We start from the raw sequence: 15,262 nt of genomic DNA on the forward strand, positions 1-15,262 counted from the left end.
GATTTCACTTCCTCTGTCTTTTTGTTTATCTATTCATCTGAAGCAATGTCTTTAACTGGAAGCGCTTCTCCTTCCTGATGCGTCGGTTTGCGGAGATGGAATAATGCTCTGATGCTGAATATGACCAAAATCACGATTCCGGCTAAAAAGATCGTATCCGGCACAGCCCTCCAAGTCAGCAGCGTTTGCACCGTATCCTGCTGTAAAAACTCAGGCGCCCTTGAGCTCCAGTACCCGTCTTCAAACGCTTTTTTCAATTGAAGAAAACCGACCGGCAACAAATTGATAAACACCATTCCGAACAAGCCGATGTTCAGCGACCAGCAGGCTATTTTCAGCCATTTATCATTCCACGCTTCTTTTTTGGCGATATTGCGTAGCGTATACAGCCAGACAGCAATGGCAAACATGCCGTACACGCCCATCATCGCCCCGTGCCCGTGGGCAGGTGTCAGGAACTGGCCGTGCTCAAAATAGCTGACAGCAGGCAGATTGATCAAAAAGCCCAATACCCCTGCACCGACCAGATTCCAGATCGCCGTTGAAATCAAGAACCAGAACGTTGCTTTATACGGGAAATGATGGCCTCCGTCTTTCATCATCTTGTATTGTTCATAAGCTTCCAATACAAGCAGGGTAAGAGGAATCACTTCCAGGCATGAGAAGACGGAACCGAGGCCGATCCAAACTTCGGAAGAACCGTTGTAATAGTAATGATGTCCGATCCCGATGACACCGCTCCCCAGCAGGATCGTCAGTTGAAAATAAAGCGTTCTGACGGTCGATTTTTTCGTAACCAGGTTCATTTGCACGAGCAAAAAGCCGATGACCACGACGGCAAAGACTTCAAAAATCCCTTCCACCCAAAGATGGATAATCCACCACCGCCAAAAATCCGACATTGTAATATTTGTGCCGGGATTAAAGAAAAAGGCTGCACCGTAAAACAGCGGAATGGCGATCGAAGAATAAAACAGCAGATGAATCAAACCGCCTTTATCAGATTCCCGCTTGAGGCCGCTCTTAATGCCTCTGAAAACGATAAACAGCCATATCAGCATGCCGAGTGCGAGAATGACCTGCCAGAAGCGGCCGAGTTCAATATATTCCATTCCTTGGTGGCCGAATAAGAACCAGTTGTTTCCTAAAAGGCCTTTCGCTCCGAGCCATTCGCCAGCCATGCTTCCGCCGACAAGGACGATCAGCGCCCAAAACAGAATATCGACAAGCAGCCCCTGCCTTTTCGGCTCGCGGCCTCCGACAAGCGGCGCTGCATAAATGCCCATACCGAGCCATGAAGTCGCAATCCAGAAGATCGCCAGCTGGAGGTGAAATCCCTTAGATATGCTGAATGGCAACATATCCCTGATCCAATCGATCCCAAAAAAGCTGTCCGGCTCAATATAATAGTGGGCAAGCAAAGCTCCGAACATAGCCTGAACAAAAAACAGCAGCGACACAACGGCGAAATATTTTCCGGTTTTAACCTGTGATGCCGTAAGCGGCTGTTTATCCAGATCAAATACCGGAAACGCCCCTTCCTGATAAGCCTCTTTCATTCCAAGCTTGTAACGGTAAAACACGAATAAAATAATGCCGACAAATAAAATAAGGATGGTGACGCTTGCGCCGCTCCACCAAACGGCGGCAAATGACATCGTGTTTCCGGCATCTTCATCATACGGCCAGTTGTTCGTGTACGTAATGTCGTCGCCAGGCCTTAATGTACTGGAAAGCCATGCCGTCCAGAAGATAAAATCGGAGATCTGCGTGATTTGGTCTTCGCTGTCAACCCACGCTCTGTCGCGTTTAGGCATGTGGCTTTCTTTAATTAAACCGGGCTCAAGCCCCCAACCGTCTCCTTTTGTAAAGACATTGCGGTAATGATCACGCACTTGCTGCAATCCATAAACCTGCGCATCTGTCAGCTTCAATGTATCTGACGCGCGATTATAACGGTTTTTTCTCATTTCGCGGATGACTTGATTCCGGATGGTGGACTGCTTTTCATCTGAAAGTTGTTTAAAGCGCTTGCCGTATCGTGCCTCCGCCTTAAAATCCTGCATCCCTTCCGTATAGATTTTCAGGGCTTCGGCCGTGTAATCAGGCCCCATGTAAGATCCGTGCCCCAAAATCGTGCCATAATCCATCAGCGCGTATTTTTGAAATACGGCCTGACCGCCTGAAATGGACGATTTGGTCATGAGCACCTCTCCGTTTGGCCCGGACACTTCAACTGGTCTTGGTGCAAGTCCTTTGAAGATCCAATAGCCTCCCAAAAGCAGCACCGAAAAACTAACGATTAAAGTAAAGACGAGAACAGATTTCAAAAAACCGTTTTTCGATGCTTTTTTAACGGGCACCGTCTTTCTTTGAACTTCCATTGCGGTTCACTCCTTTTTTGATTTTGCATGTCCTAAGATACTGGATATGCAGCACACCGGTTGTGAACCAGATCACTTAAATAATGGCGGATTTGTGAACAAAATAAAAACAGGCTTTCCATCTGTTGTTCAATGGAAAGCCTTCATCTTATCCTTCAATTGCAGCCGTTCAGCCAGTCTGTATCATGTATGAAAATTCCGCTCCTGTCAGCTGTCAGCAGATTTTTCTTTTTCATTTCATTTAACGTGCGGTTAATCGTTTCCCTTGACGTTCCGACCATGTTCGCAAAATCCTGATTGGTAATGGGCAGGCTGATGTAGACACCTTTTTCTTGAGGAATGCCGTGTTCTGCAGCGAGCTTCATTAATACATGCGTCAAGCGGTGCTGGACATCTTTTGAAATAAAACCTTGGATCCGCTCTTGCAAATCGAGAATCTTTTTCCCCATGATTTGCATCACTTTTATTGTCATTTCCGGATATTTCATCAAAAGTTCATTAAAATCAGCGATGCGGATTACGATCAACTCGGTTTCCTGAACGGCTTCGGCTGTTGCCGGGTATGGGGAGCGGTCAAAAAAGCCGACATGGGGAAACATGTCCCCGCTTTGCAGAATCGAAATCACTTGCTCATTGCCGTCTTCATCGATTTTAAAGGCTTTAACAAGACCGGATTTAATGAAGAATACCGCTTCCCTCTCTTCCCCTTCCATAAAAACAAACATTCTCGGCTGATAGGTGCGCTTGACCGCGATTTGCTCGATTTGTTTGAACTCTTCATCATTCAGCCCGCTGAAAATCATAAATTGCTTCAGAAACTCCATTGGTCTTTCAATCCCTTCGGTTTTGCTAAAGGAGAGCGCGTTGTCACAGACGGCGCTCCAGCGCAAAGAGCTCTTCTTCAATCGCCGCTGCCTTCTCTTCCACGACTCTGCGGCTGTCCTTCAGCGCCTGATTATAAAAGTAAGGGCCCAGCTTTTCCTTTACGAATTCAAACATTTGAATCGCCGCGATGTCTCCAACCTCTTCTCCCCTTTCTTCAACATAAAAGCGTTTGATTTCCTCGATGATCGCTTGCTTTTCTTCTTGCGTAAGCTTTATAAACATAAAAGCGGCACTCCTTTTTTTATTTTCATGATAAACGAAAAAGTCCGCAAATGAACCATTTATTTTTTACATCCGTTTACTATCCCTCACTTACCGATATTAAACACGAATCAAACGAATGACCGTGTGACGTAATTCACAATGTTTTTAAAAGACTTTTTGTAAGATAAACATGCTGATTGATTTATTCATTTTTCCCTTTGAAAGGAGCAAAAACGCAATGGTAAATCGTCAAAAAATACAATTACCGCTGCAGTCATTTAGTTTAGTCGCAGGATTTATGGTTTGGGTGTTGATTTCCTCTTTAATGCCCCACATTAAGCAGGACATCGCCCTGACAGACAGCGAGATATCCCTTGTCACGGCCATTCCGGTCATACTCGGCTCGCTTCTGAGGATTCCGCTGGGATACTACACAAACAGATTTGGTGCGAGAATCACATTCATGATCAGCTTTGTGCTGCTTCTGTTCCCGATTTTTTGGATCAGCACAGCCGATTCGCTGTTCGACTTGATCCTTGGCGGATTCTTCCTCGGCATCGGCGGAGCGGTCTTTTCCATCGGGGTCACATCATTGCCGAAATACTACCCTAAAGAAAAACACGGGTTTGTCAATGGGATCTACGGCGCCGGGAACGTCGGTACAGCGATTACCACGTTTGCCGCTCCTGTCGTAGCAAAGACAGCCGGGTGGGAAAATACGGTGCGGATGTACATCGTGTTAGTCGCCGTATTCGCTTTATTGAACTTTATCCTTGGAGATCGAAAAGAAACAAAAGTGACGGTTTCTGTAACAGAGCAAATGAAGGCAGTCTACCGAAATCAGACATTATGGTTTTTAAGCTTGTTTTACTTCATTACATTCGGATCTTTCGTCGCGTTTACGATTTATCTTCCGAACTTTCTTGTTAATCACTTCGGGCTTGATCCCGTTGATTCAGGGCTTAGAACCGCCGGATTTATCGCTGTCGCAACTTTTCTGAGGCCTGTCGGCGGCTGGCTCGCGGACAAATTCAACCCGCTGAAGCTGTTGATGTATGTATTTGCCGGCTGTACCTTGTCAGGGATTTTATTGGCCTTTTCACCCAGCCTCGGACTTTACGGATTTGGGGTATTAACCGTTGCCGTGTGCGCCGGTCTTGGAAACGGGATCATCTTTAAGCTTGTGCCGCTTTATTTTTCAAATCAGGCCGGCATCGTCAATGGGATTGTATCAGCGATGGGCGGCTTGGGAGGATTCTTCCCGCCACTCATCCTGTCAAGCGTTTTTCAGGCAACCGGCCATTATGCGATCGGATTCATGGCGCTGTCAGAAGCAGCCCTTGCCAGCTTTGTGATCGTGGTCTGGATGTATTTTCAGGAAGTGAGCAAAACATCGACCAAAACGAAGACGAACCATTTATAAACCTTTCCTGCAAAAGGAGCCTTGAGCTGATGTGCTCAGGCTCTTTTTTGGGACTTTATTCATAAGTTCACAATATTGTTTATATTTAAAAGGTCACTCAGCCTTATTTAACGTTAAAATAAGAACTGCTAAAGGGGTGACGCTCAATGAATATTTCTGTTAGAAAATCAGACACAGATTTGCTCTCAGACGATCTGCATCACTTGCTGGAATCAATCAGTACACGACGAAAAATCAGGCAGGACACATTCCTTTTTCAAGAAGGGATGGATGCGGAGGAACTGTATCTTATTCAGTCGGGACTTGTCCAAATCGGCAAATTGACGTCCGATGGCAAAGAACTGACACTCAGAATGTGCAAAAAAAATGATATTGTCGGGGAGCTTACGCTTTTTACAGAAGATGCGAAATATATGCTGAGCGCAAAGATCCTCTCTGATGGCGAAGTGTTGGTCATCAATAAAGATAAGCTTGAAAAAGAACTCATTCAAAACGGTGCAATGACGTTTGAGTTTATGAAATGGATGAGCACGCATTTGCGAAAGATTCAATCGAAAATCCGCGACCTTTTGCTGAATGGTAAAAAAGGCGCGCTCTACTCCACCTTGATCCGTCTCGCAAACAGCTACGGCATCACAAGAAGCGACGGGATTCTCATCAATATTGTGCTGACGAACCAGGACTTGGCGAAATTCTGCGCCGCCGCAAGGGAGAGCATCAACCGCATGCTGAGCGACCTCCGGAAGAACGGTGTCATTTCAATTGAGGAATCGGGAAAAATCGTCATTCATCAGCTCAACTATTTAAAACGCGAAATCGACTGTGAAAACTGCCCGCTCGACATCTGCAATATCGACTGAAAAAACGAAAACAAACAAGGACATGAAGCACAGTGTCCTTGTTTTTTACGTTTGCAGCAGAAAAACGATCAACACGGCCATAAAGAAACAGGCATTCACCAGCTCTGAGATTCCGATTGTCTTAATCGACAGTTTCCTTCCATGTAAAAACCACGCTCTGAAACTGCTCGGCACTACACCAAGCACGGCCCATCCTGCCCCCGCGGCCAGCGAGATGAACGGCAGGAATACGTGGTATCCCCATGAATAAAGTTTAAACCGATTGTTTTTCTTTTCGCGGATCATCGACTTGACATAAAAGGCGCTCCCTGTGAAAAACAAAGCGGACTGGATAAAAACAAACAATGCTTCACCATCAAGCTTCCCCGCTCCCATCCAGAAGCTTGCAAGCCCGCCCGCGCTGAAAACAAGGATTGCAGCAATATCATTTAAAAGCGCCCTGTCGTTGTTTCTTTTCGCATAATAAAGATTGATGAGAAAGAGCGGAAACAGCGGCAGCCCTAGAAAAACGAGCCGCGGCTCCAGCCAGACCGAAATAAGCAGGAAAACGATGGCCGGAATGCCGTAGATGAGAACCCATTTTTGATAGTAAACGATATTTTTCTTCTTCACCATCATCGTAGCCGGAAATGCCGCTAGATATAGAAACAGCCATCCGCAGAACAGCGGAATATGCTTTACATCCGCGCCCCCGGCGAACATGCCGAGAACAAACGGGATGACAAGCATCGCCCAGGCGCCGTGCTGCTTCGGTATGAACACTTTCATCACGAATCCTCCCTTCTTTTCTATTACATTATAAAAGTTTCGTCTTTTTTACACAGTGACATTTTGCATACAGGCGTGTGAAATAAATCACTGCGCCCTCCAGCCCGGCGCTTTATACTAAATGCTAATATATAGAAGGAGGATATACCATGGACCGGTTTGACTACTTATTGTTTCTGAAAAATCTTCCTATGTTTCTCGGGGTACCCCTTCCGATCATCAAAAGGCTGCTGAAAAACGGGAAGGTGATCGATATCCAGCCATCTCAGCATTCGCGATCGTTCCTTCATTCGCAATCCGTCTATTTTGTTTTAAAAGGGGAAGTTCATTTTTCTGACAGAAGACTTCCAGAAGAATCCCGAACGATCGCCGAGTGGGAAAAAGGCGATGTTTTCCCTATTGATCAAAAAGGCGAACCTTTCGTATCTCCGTTTATTTCAGTCAACACTGCCGCAGAAACCGCCGTACTTGAAATTCCATTTCATACTTTCAAAAAAATGATGACTTATAACCGCCAATTACAGACGAACTTTCTCATGCTGCTTCAGCAGAATTTGTATTTTTCCTACCAGCTTTTTTTGCGTTACCTCAACTCCTCCGCAGAAGACGACGCGTGAGAAGGGCCTCCCCCTTCTTTCCCTTCCTTTTCTAAATGTGATCTACTTAACTTTTTTTCTTTTTCATTTCCGCTACGATACACATGAATGCAAACGAAAGGACAGATGAAAGATGATACATTGCGATTTCGACAAGTCTCCGTTTATCGTCATTTGGGAGCTGACAAGAGCGTGCGAGCTCAAGTGCCTTCATTGCCGGGCATCGGCTCAAAATAAACGCGATCCGCGGGAGCTCACCCTGAAAGAGGGAAAAGATTTAATTGATCAAATTCATGCGATGGACAATCCCCTCCTCGTGCTGACAGGGGGTGACCCTTTAATGAGAGACGACGTATTCGCCATTATTGAGTATGCCGTCCAAAAAGGGGTTCGCGTCTCCATGACCCCGAGTGCTACGCCGAATGTTACAAGAGAAGCGATTCAATCAGCAAAAGAAATCGGCTTATCCCGATGGGCGTTCAGCTTGGACGGCCCAACCCGAGAGATTCATGATCATTTTCGAGGAACGGACGGTTCCTTTGACCTGACCATGAAGGCCATACGCTACATTCATGAATGCCATCTGCCTCTGCAGATTAATACCGTTATATCCGCTTATAACATCGATTACCTGGATGAAATGGCAAAGCTGATCGAAGAATTGAACTGTGTATTATGGAGTGTATTTTTTCTCGTCCCGACAGGCCGCGCGAAGCGGGAAGATATGATTTCGCCGGTGGACCATGAAAAAGTCTTTCTTTGGCTCAGCCGTTTGGCAAAAGAAGCGCCTTTTGACATCAAAACGACAGCAGCCCAGCACTACCGACGGGTCGTTATTCAACAAAAAATGCGGGAAGCGAAAGACCCCAACATGAAAATCCGTTATGAACACGCATTGCAGAAAGGGAAAATGGATGCGATCGGCGGATTGGGCCGGGCTCCGAAAGGTGTGAACGATGGCAACGGCTTTATGTTTATCTCCCATATCGGCGATGTATATCCAAGCGGACTCCTGCCGTTTAAAGCCGGAAACATCCGCGAACAGCCGCTGGCTGAGATTTATCGCGAATCACCGATCTTTAAGGATTTGCGAAATCCGGACGGATTTAAAGGAAAATGCGGCGTCTGTGAATTCCGCCATGTGTGCGGCGGTTCGCGCTCACGTGCCTATGCTCTGACAGGCGATTATCTGGAAAGCGACCCGAGCTGTATTTATATTCCGAAGGCTTTGCGCTGAAAAATGTGATGTACGTCACATTTTTTTCAGCATACTTGTATTACGGTATAGATGAGAATGATCATCACTATCAAAGGATGTGATCCCTCTGCATAATAAAAAAATTGATTTGAACGATTCCGTATACGAACTTTGCACATTGCATCCTGAACTAAAAGCCGTGATGAAGGAAGCCGGGTTTAAAAACATAACGAAGCCCGGCATGCTGGAAACAGCCGGGCGTATCGTGACGATTCCGAAAGGCGCACGAATGATGCAAATCGAATGGCCGCATGTCTTAGACATATTGAAAGCGCACGGATTTGACCCCGTTTGGAAAGGAGAAAAACAATGAGCGAAATGATTAACAACCGGGAAACGCAGCAAGGTCTGCCAGAGGAAAAAAAGCAGCTTCTGAAAGAAATCATCATCGACCTTCATAAAGGAAAACCGCTTGCCGACGTCAAAAAACGGTTTGAAAAGGCGTTCGGTTCAGTCAATGCTGAAGAAATCGCTCAGCTGGAACAGGCGTTAATGAAGGAAGAAGGCATTACCCCCGAAGAAATTCAAGAGCTTTGTTCCGTTCACGCCGCTGTGTTTAAAGGATCGATTGAAGACATTCACCGCGCTGACGCCGATAAGCAGCCAGGCCATCCCGTTCATACTTTTATGAAAGAAAATAAAGAAATCGACCTCCTTTTGAACTTTAAAATGCAGCTTCATTTGGAACGTTTTGAAAAAGAAGATCACCGCGACAACATTCTCAAGCTACTCACAGACTTAAACTTGCTCGCCGATGTCGACAAACATTACAGCAGAAAAGAAAATCTTCTCTTCCCCTATTTAGAAAAGTATGGAATTACTGGGCCCAGCCAAGTGATGTGGGCTGTCGATGATTTTATCCGCAAGAGCATCAAAGAAGTGAAGCGTTTGTTGGAAGAGTATACGCCGGACAAAAAAGATGAAGTCATCCGCGAGCTAACGTTTATCATTCAAGAAGGCACGGAAATGATTTATAAAGAAGAAAATATCCTCTTGCCGATGGCGCTCAGAACGCTGACAGAAGACGAATGGCTGAAAATCGCGGCTGAAAGCGACGAGATAGGATATTGCCTGACTGCTCCGGAAACGGTGTGGAAGCCTGAACGCCATCAGCTCAAAACAACAGAAGAGGCGGCTGACGGATATGTCAGGCTCTCTACTGGTATTCTGTCCGTGGCCCAGCTTGAGCACATGATGAACCATCTTCCGGTCGATATCACCTTCATCGATGAAAACGATGTGGTCCGCTATTTTTCACACGGAAAGGAACGGATTTTCGCAAGGACAAAAGCCGTAATCGGCCGGACCGTCCAAAACTGCCATCCGCCGGCAAGCGTCCACATCGTCAACAAACTTCTTGACGACTTTAAATCAGGCAAAAAAGACGTTGAAGACTTTTGGATCAAATTTAAAGACAAATACGTGTTCATCCGCTATTTTGCCGTACGCGATGAAAACGGCCGCTATATCGGAACTTTGGAATTCACCCAGAACATCGCCCCGATTCAAGAGATTACCGGGGAAAAGAGAATTTTGAACACGAGCGATTGACCCATTCGACAGCCCGCTTCCATGCAGGCTGTTTTTTTGTCCTCCCTCTCCCCTCCTGAAAATGTGACAAATTTGTGAAAACCCGAAACCATGTGACAAATTTAACAAGGTCCAGCGCCTCCTCCATATATAGTGAGGGTAGCATCACTGACTCAGAAGGAGTGAACCAGCAATGAAAAAAAAGAAACAGAGTCCCATTTTCAGGAGATTAAATTATTTCTCTCCTATTGAACGCCATTCCAATCAACACAGCCAAACCACTTATGAAGACCGGAATTGGGAAGATGTATACAGAAATAGATGGCAGCATGATAAAGTGGTTCGCTCTACCCACGGGGTGAACTGTACAGGCTCCTGCAGCTGGAATATCTACGTCAAAAACGGAATCGTCACATGGGAAGGGCAGCGACTCGATTACCCTTCGACTGGCCCTGATATGCCGGACTTTGAACCGCGCGGCTGTCCGAGGGGAGCGAGCTTTTCCTGGTATATATACAGCCCGCTCCGCGTGAAATATCCGTATGTACGCGGTGTGCTGATCCAGATGTGGCGCGAGGCGCTAAACAGCAGCAAAAATCCGCTGGAAGCATGGAAATCAATTATCGAAAACCCTGAAAAAGCAAAGGCCTATAAACAGGCGCGCGGAAAAGGCGGATTTGTCCGCGCCGAATGGAGCGAAGTCCTGAAGCTGATTTCGGCTTCCCTTCTGTACACCATTGCCAAATACGGTCCTGACCGAAATGTCGGCTTCTCGCCGATTCCAGCCATGTCGATGCTCAGCCACGCAGCAGGGTCACGCTTTATGTCCCTGATCGGCGGGCCGATGCTGAGCTTCTATGACTGGTATGCCGACCTCCCTCCTGCTTCACCGCAAATTTGGGGAGATCAAACCGACGTTCCGGAAAGCAGCGACTGGTACAATTCAGGCTACATCATGACATGGGGTTCTAATGTGCCGCTTACCAGAACGCCTGACGCTCACTTTTTAGCCGAAGCCCGCTATAAAGGGGCAAAAGTGATTTCGATCAGCCCGGACTTTGCCGAGTCCTCAAAGTTTTCCGATGATTGGCTGAGCATCAGACAAGGCACGGACGGCGCACTGGCCATGGCGATGGGCCACGTCATTCTCCAAGACTTTTATGTCAACCAGAAAACGGAGCGTTTTATTGATTATGCAAAACAATATACCGATTTCCCGTTTTTGGTGACTTTGAAAGAGGAAAACGGAACGTTCACAGCAGGCCGCTTCCTCCATGCTAAAGATATCGGGCGTGCGACAGAACATGATGAGTGGAAGCCTGCCGTTTGGGATGAAGACACAGATGGATTTGCGATTCCGCAGGGCACGATGGGCTCCCGCTGGGACGGCCAAGGAAAATGGAATCTGCGCATGGTTGATGAGGATTCAGAAAAACCAATCACACCTCGGCTTTCCATGCTTGGACACGAAGATATGATCGGCACGGTCAACATTCCTTACTTCTCACATGACGGCAATAAAGTGCTTGAAAGACCGCTTCCGATCAAAAAAATGATTCTGGACGGCGAGGAAGTTTTTGTTTCTACCGTTTTCGACCTGACGCTCGCCAACTATGGCGTCAACCGCGGAATTGACGGACAGACGCCGGCATCATTTGATGATCCTGAACCGTTTACACCGGCTTGGCAAGAGCCGATTACCGGCATTAAAAGTGAAATGGTGATCAAGATCGCGAGGGAATTCGCGCAAAATGCGATTGACACAGAGGGCCGTTCAATGATCATTGTCGGCGCCGGGATTAACCATTGGTTCAATTCAGACACCATTTACAGAGCTGTGCTGAACCTTGTGCTTCTCGTCGGAGCTCAAGGGGTTAACGGAGGCGGCTGGGCCCACTATGTCGGCCAGGAAAAACTCCGGCCGGCCGAAGGATGGCAGACGATCGCGACGGCAAAAGACTGGGGAGGTCCTGCCAAACTGCAAAACGGAACATCATTTTTCTACTTCGCTACCGACCAGTGGCGCTATGAAGATCAGGAAATTAGCGGGCTTGCTTCCCCTATCGCAAAAACATCGCGCTACAAGCACCACGCCGATTACAATGTGCTGGCGGCAAGACTCGGATGGCTTCCATCGTATCCGACGTTTGAGAAAAACGGTATTGATCTGTATAAAGAAGCAGAAAAAGCAGGCGCTGAGAACGCTCAGCAAGTCGGAAGCTATATCGCCAGACAGCTTGAGGAGAAAAATCTCAAGTTTTCGATTGAAGATCCTGACAATGAAAAGAACTTCCCGAGAAATCTATTTGTCTGGAGAGCCAACTTAATCTCGAGCTCCGGCAAAGGTCATGAATATTTTCTGAAGCACTTGCTCGGCACGACTAACGGACTGATGAACGATGATCAGGATAGCATCCGTCCCGAAGAAATCACATGGCGTGACAAAGCGCCTGAAGGCAAACTCGACTTACTGGTCAATCTCGATTTCCGGATGGCGGGAACAGCCCTTTATTCAGACATCGTGCTCCCTGCGGCCACCTGGTACGAAAAACACGATCTCAGCAGCACGGATATGCATCCGTTCATCCACCCGTTTAACCCGGCAATTAGCGCGCCGTGGGAAGCAAAGTCTGATTGGGATATTTTCAAAGCATTGGCAAAAGCGGTTTCCAATCTGGCTGAAGAAATGGACATGGAACCTGTAAAAGAGGCTGTTGCGACTCCTCTTCTCCATGACACTCCACAGGAAATGGCGCAGCCGCTCGGGAAAATCAAAGATTGGAGCAAAGGCGACTGCCCTGCCGTTCCCGGCAAAACAATGCCGCAAATTCATGTTGTGGAACGGGATTACAAGCAGATTTTCAATAAGATGACATCGCTTGGGCCGAATGTTGTCAAACAGCCGTTTGGTACGAAAGGTATGAACTGGTCTGTTGAAGCGGAATATGATTCCCTCAAAAAAACGCTCGGCGTCGTAAAAGACGACACGATCGCCAAAGGCTGTCCTGACATCAGTGATGCAAGACAGGCTGCGGAAGCGGTATTGACCCTCTCTTCCACTTCAAACGGGAAAGTAGCCGTTAAAGCGTGGGAATCGCTTGAAAAAATAACGAATCTTGAGTTGAAAGACTTAGCTGAAGAACGGGAAGAGGAATGCTTTACATTTGAGCAAATTTCGGCTCAGCCGAAAACGGTGATCACCTCCCCTGCTTTCAGCGGTTCTGAAAAAGGCGGACGGCGCTATTCTCCGTTTACAACGAACGTTGAAAAACTGATTCCGTGGAGAACGCTGACCGGCAGACAGTCTTTTTACCTTGATCATGAAATGATGACGGAATTCGGCGAGAACATGGCGACATTCAAGCCGATCCTGATCCACCGCCCTTTCTTGAACAAGCGTCCGGATCAGGAAGGAAAAGAAATCGTTTTAAACTATTTAACGCCGCATAATAAATGGTCGGTTCACAGCATGTATTTTGATTCCCTGCCGATGCTTACCCTTTTCAGAGGCGGGCCGACAGTCTGGATGAATAAAGACGATGCGGAAGAAACCGACATTCAGGACAACGACTGGATCGAATGCTTCAACCGAAACGGAGTCGTCGTCGCACGGGCCGTGACATCACACCGGATTCCAAAAGGAATGGCCTTTATGCACCATGCCCAAGACCGGCATATCAATGTACCGGGAACAAAGCTGACGAATAACCGCGGTGGAACCCATAACAGTCCGACCCGCATCCATGTCAAGCCGACGCAGATGATCGGAGGCTACGGCCAGCTCAGCTACGGATTCAACTACTACGGGCCGACAGGAAATCAGCGCGACCTCAATGTCGTGATCAGAAAATTGAAGGAGGTCGATTGGCTTGAAGATTAAAGCTCAAATCGGAATGGTAATGAACCTTGATAAATGCATCGGCTGCCACACATGCAGCGTCACATGCAAAAACACATGGACAAACCGTTCCGGTGCAGAATATATGTACTTCAACAACGTCGAAACAAAACCGGGCATCGGCTACCCTAAACAATGGGAGGACCAGGATAAATACAGAGGCGGCTGGGAGCTGAAAAAAGGCAAACTTCAGCTCAAATCAGGCGCCAAAACAACGCGGCTCATGAATTTATTCTACAACCCGTACCAGCCGACGATCGATGACTACTATGAACCTTGGAACTATGATTATGAAACGCTGACAAACAGTCCGGAGAAAAAACACCAGCCTGTTGCAAGGCCGAAGTCTTCCATTACGGGAGACTTCATGAACCTTGAATGGGGTCCGAACTGGGAAGACGATCTTGCCGGCGGCCACATTACAGGCCTTCAAGATCCAAACGTCAAAAAAATGGAAGAATCGATCAAGACTGAATTTGAAGACGTCTTTATGATGTATCTGCCAAGGATATGCGAACACTGCATCAATCCTTCCTGCGTCTCCTCCTGTCCGTCGGGAGCGATGTACAAACGCGAAGAAGACGGGATCGTTCTCGTCGATCAAAATGCGTGCCGCTCATGGAGACACTGTGTATCATCATGCCCTTATAAAAAAGTGTATTTCAACTGGCAGACGAACAAGGCGGAAAAATGCACATTGTGCTTCCCTCGTCTTGAAGCAGGACTGCCGACAATCTGCTCTGAGACATGCGTCGGCAGAATCCGCTATCTCGGAGTCATGCTTTATGATGCAGATAAAGTCGAAGAAGCGGCTTCAGCCGAAAATGAAAAAGATCTATATCACTCCCAGCTGGAAATTTTCCTTGATCCGAATGATCCCGCTGTCGCAGAAGAAGCAAAAGCTCAAGGCATTCCGCTGGAGTGGATCGAAGCAGCGCAAAAATCTCCGATCTACAAAATGATCATCGATTGGAAAATCGCTCTGCCGCTGCATCCTGAATACCGGACATTGCCGATGGTATGGTATATTCCGCCGCTCAGTCCGATTATGAATATGTTTGAAGGAAAAGGAACGGCCCAATCAGCTGAAGATATCTTCCCTGCCATTGATGAAATGCGGATTCCGATCGAATATTTGGCCAATTTGCTGACTGCCGGTGATACACACCATATAAGAACGACATTAAAGAAAATGTCTGTGATGCGTATGTACATGCGAGCGACTCAAACAAACAAACAGATCGATTCAGCCCTGATTCAAGATACCGGATTGACTGAAGAGCAGATTGAAGATATGTACCGTCTGCTTGCGATCGCCAAATACGATGACCGCTTTGTCATTCCGCAAACCCATCGCGAAGAAGTCGCGGATCTGTACATGGAACAAGGAAGCTGCGGATTATCGTTTGCCGGAGGACCCGGATCTTGCCAAAACATATAACACTGGAGGGAAGCT

At 47.1% G+C, this 15,262-nt stretch carries 12 protein-coding genes; 8 read left to right on the plus strand and 4 right to left on the minus strand.

The window, feature by feature from the left end; translation table 11 throughout:
* Window positions 1-29: 29 nt before the first annotated feature.
* The 3 genes from M1D90_RS11575 to M1D90_RS11585 all read right to left on the minus strand — a co-directional run bounded on the left by M1D90_RS11575 (window position 30) and on the right by M1D90_RS11585 (window position 3,491).
* Complete coding sequence (locus M1D90_RS11575; protein WP_020451640.1) at window positions 30-2,384, minus strand: nitric-oxide reductase large subunit; 2,355 nt, start codon at window positions 2,382-2,384, stop codon at window positions 30-32.
* A 155-nt stretch (window positions 2,385-2,539) separates the two neighbouring features.
* A complete protein-coding gene (locus M1D90_RS11580; RefSeq protein ID WP_023857565.1) occupies window positions 2,540-3,208 on the minus strand; it encodes a Crp/Fnr family transcriptional regulator in 669 nt (222 codons plus the stop codon).
* A gap of 43 nt (window positions 3,209-3,251) precedes the next feature.
* Window positions 3,252-3,491: a DUF2164 domain-containing protein gene (locus M1D90_RS11585; RefSeq protein WP_020451638.1), complete on the minus strand. Its 240-nt coding sequence runs from the start codon at window positions 3,489-3,491 to the stop codon at window positions 3,252-3,254.
* 220 nt (window positions 3,492-3,711) lie between these two features.
* On the opposite strand from M1D90_RS11585, the gene M1D90_RS11590 reads away from it, so the two are divergent.
* A complete protein-coding gene (locus tag M1D90_RS11590; RefSeq protein WP_020451637.1) occupies window positions 3,712-4,896 on the plus strand; it encodes a nitrate/nitrite transporter in 1,185 nt (394 codons plus the stop codon).
* Window positions 4,897-5,042: 146 nt separating this feature from the next.
* Window positions 5,043-5,756, plus strand: coding sequence for a Crp/Fnr family transcriptional regulator (locus M1D90_RS11595; RefSeq protein WP_411202503.1), 714 nt, complete (start codon window positions 5,043-5,045; stop codon window positions 5,754-5,756).
* Window positions 5,757-5,801: 45 nt separating this feature from the next.
* On the opposite strand, the gene M1D90_RS11600 is transcribed toward M1D90_RS11595, so the two are convergent.
* Complete coding sequence (locus tag M1D90_RS11600) at window positions 5,802-6,524, minus strand: YwiC-like family protein (RefSeq protein ID WP_025809977.1); 723 nt, start codon at window positions 6,522-6,524, stop codon at window positions 5,802-5,804.
* Between the two features lie 149 nt (window positions 6,525-6,673).
* Between M1D90_RS11600 and M1D90_RS11605 the strand changes: the two genes are divergently transcribed.
* The 6 genes from M1D90_RS11605 (at window position 6,674) to narH (ending at window position 15,247) form a co-directional block, all read left to right on the plus strand.
* Window positions 6,674-7,141 (plus strand): cyclic nucleotide-binding domain-containing protein, encoded by a 468-nt coding sequence (locus tag M1D90_RS11605; RefSeq protein WP_020451634.1) that lies wholly within the window; start codon window positions 6,674-6,676, stop codon window positions 7,139-7,141.
* A 112-nt stretch (window positions 7,142-7,253) separates the two neighbouring features.
* A complete protein-coding gene (locus M1D90_RS11610; protein ID WP_023857568.1) occupies window positions 7,254-8,357 on the plus strand; it encodes a TIGR04053 family radical SAM/SPASM domain-containing protein in 1,104 nt (367 codons plus the stop codon).
* Window positions 8,358-8,466: 109 nt separating this feature from the next.
* Window positions 8,467-8,691 (plus strand): DUF1858 domain-containing protein, encoded by a 225-nt coding sequence (locus M1D90_RS11615; protein WP_229129053.1) that lies wholly within the window; start codon window positions 8,467-8,469, stop codon window positions 8,689-8,691.
* A complete protein-coding gene (locus M1D90_RS11620; protein WP_128822467.1) occupies window positions 8,688-9,929 on the plus strand; it encodes a DUF438 domain-containing protein in 1,242 nt (413 codons plus the stop codon). Before M1D90_RS11615 ends, M1D90_RS11620 begins: the two co-directional genes overlap by 4 nt.
* A gap of 172 nt (window positions 9,930-10,101) precedes the next feature.
* Complete coding sequence (locus M1D90_RS11625; RefSeq protein WP_020451630.1) at window positions 10,102-13,788, plus strand: nitrate reductase subunit alpha; 3,687 nt, start codon at window positions 10,102-10,104, stop codon at window positions 13,786-13,788.
* Window positions 13,778-15,247 carry a nitrate reductase subunit beta gene (gene narH / locus M1D90_RS11630; RefSeq protein ID WP_020451629.1) on the plus strand — a complete coding sequence of 490 codons (1,470 nt, stop codon included), beginning with the start codon at window positions 13,778-13,780 and terminating at the stop codon, window positions 15,245-15,247. The genes M1D90_RS11625 and narH overlap by 11 nt, the downstream gene beginning before the upstream one ends.
* Window positions 15,248-15,262: the final 15 nt, after the last annotated feature.

This window comes from Bacillus sp. JZ34 (assembly GCF_053903205.1).

What these genes read in the sequence shown, in the direction of transcription:
- M1D90_RS11590 (WP_020451637.1), top strand. Translation starts at nt 3,712, where the DNA reads ATGGTAAATCGTCAAAAAATACAATTACCGCTGCAGTCATTTAGTTTA.
- M1D90_RS11595 (WP_411202503.1), top strand. Translation starts at nt 5,043, where the DNA reads ATGAATATTTCTGTTAGAAAATCAGACACAGATTTGCTCTCAGACGAT.
- M1D90_RS11610 (WP_023857568.1), top strand. Translation starts at nt 7,254, where the DNA reads ATGATACATTGCGATTTCGACAAGTCTCCGTTTATCGTCATTTGGGAG.
- M1D90_RS11580 (WP_023857565.1), bottom strand. Translation starts at nt 3,208, where the DNA reads ATGGAGTTTCTGAAGCAATTTATGATTTTCAGCGGGCTGAATGATGAA.
- M1D90_RS11575 (WP_020451640.1), bottom strand. Translation starts at nt 2,384, where the DNA reads ATGGAAGTTCAAAGAAAGACGGTGCCCGTTAAAAAAGCATCGAAAAAC.
- M1D90_RS11585 (WP_020451638.1), bottom strand. Translation starts at nt 3,491, where the DNA reads ATGTTTATAAAGCTTACGCAAGAAGAAAAGCAAGCGATCATCGAGGAA.
- M1D90_RS11620 (WP_128822467.1), top strand. Translation starts at nt 8,688, where the DNA reads ATGAGCGAAATGATTAACAACCGGGAAACGCAGCAAGGTCTGCCAGAG.
- M1D90_RS11625 (WP_020451630.1), top strand. Translation starts at nt 10,102, where the DNA reads ATGAAAAAAAAGAAACAGAGTCCCATTTTCAGGAGATTAAATTATTTC.
- M1D90_RS11600 (WP_025809977.1), bottom strand. Translation starts at nt 6,524, where the DNA reads ATGAAAGTGTTCATACCGAAGCAGCACGGCGCCTGGGCGATGCTTGTC.
- M1D90_RS11605 (WP_020451634.1), top strand. Translation starts at nt 6,674, where the DNA reads ATGGACCGGTTTGACTACTTATTGTTTCTGAAAAATCTTCCTATGTTT.